Genomic DNA, 1,360 nt, shown 5'->3' on the forward strand with positions numbered 1-1,360 from the left:
TGTGCTCCCCTCCGTCTTGCCCCCCGGGCTCCCCCCCCCCGCCACGCCGCGCGGCCGCGACCCGCCCACCGCGCGGGCCGACGACGGCGGGAGGACCCCATGAGGGACATGCTGGAGAAGATCAGCACCCGGCAGCGGCTGGTGCGCGAGACCGTCGAGCATCTGCGCGAACAGGCTCGCGGAACGTCTGCCGTGGGCAGCCGAGCACCGGGCAGACCAGACGTCGGACCCGCACCGAGACGACGACCCGCCGCCCATCCACCGGGACATCCGCGACCACCCGGCCGTGGAACCCGTGCACCCGCCCCGTCGGCCGCCCACACACCGGGCACGGTACCGGATCATCCCGCGTCCGCGCCGACACCCGGATGACCTCGCCCTCGTCCGCCACCCCCTCGATGACGAGGGCCGACAGCCCCGAAAACACCACGCTCACAAGCTCGTTGACATCACGCACATCATGCCAACGACCGACGTCACCCTTCGTCACCACCGATTACGGGACAGAGCCTTTGACTGTACAGACCCCATTCTGGCGGGGTGGAGGTCGAGGCCGGTGGCGTCCCGAGCGGTGGCGTCCTGCGCCGGCGGGTTAGGGGTGCGGGGGAAGCCCTGGGAGGAGGCGGCCGAGCCCCTGTGAGGACGCGTCCTCCGGGGCTGCGGGGGCGCGGGAGGAGAGTGGCGCCCGTCGCTCCGGAGGCAGGTACGCGGTGGGCAGAGGGCCTTCCAGGACGTCGCCGTCGATGCGGACGCCCAGGTACGCCTGGACGCCCTCGGCCGCCTGCGTGGCCGTGGAGCGGTCCGGGAGCACCTGGACCGCGTCCCACAGCGGGTGGTCCGGGCCGCTGCGCAGCGTCGACGGGAAGCCCGCTTCGAAGGACTCGATCCGTACGCCGTCCCGGTAGCGTTCGAGGGTGGTCATGCCGTTGACGCTGTACAGCTGGACGGCCTCGGTGCCTGCCGACAGGCGTGAGAGCACGGCCTCCTTGAAGCCCTCGGGCTCGCCGCTCTCGTGGCAGAACGCCCACTCCCCGTCCCCGAGGACACCGGTGCGCAGGACGACGCCTCCCTCCGCGATCGGGAGGGTGGTGCGGGCCTGCTGCAGCGTCAGCTCCCGGACCGGTTCGGCGGCTGCCCCGTAGGCGGCGAGGACGTGTGCGGGGCCGCGGTGGCGGGCGAAGGTCAGGCACACGATGATGTCGTGCGCCCACCAGGGGTCCTGCGTGGTCATCGTCGCGATCCTCTTTCTGCTGGGCCGTTCGTTGTCGGGGCTCCGCGGCCGCGCCCGGGACAACTCGGGCTCCAGCCATTCCTCGCCACGGTCGAGCACCGACTCCTCCGTCACCACTGGCCAGGGCCC

At 72.6% G+C, this 1,360-nt stretch carries 1 protein-coding gene and 1 pseudogene; both read right to left on the minus strand.

Annotation, left to right across the window (positions count from 1 at the left end):
• Nucleotides 1-169: 169 nt before the first annotated feature.
• Nucleotides 170-427, minus strand: a pseudogene (locus ACFV6I_RS39670) (transposase family protein); the annotation flags it as partial.
• A 165-nt stretch (nucleotides 428-592) separates the two neighbouring features.
• Complete coding sequence (locus ACFV6I_RS39675) at nucleotides 593-1,231, minus strand: DUF6461 domain-containing protein (protein ID WP_063352308.1); 639 nt, start codon at nucleotides 1,229-1,231, stop codon at nucleotides 593-595.
• Between the last annotated feature and the right edge of the window lie 129 nt (nucleotides 1,232-1,360).

Origin of the sequence: Kitasatospora sp. NPDC059803 (genome assembly GCF_042732255.1) — a bacterium.
Taxonomy (GTDB): domain Bacteria; phylum Actinomycetota; class Actinomycetes; order Streptomycetales; family Streptomycetaceae; genus Kitasatospora.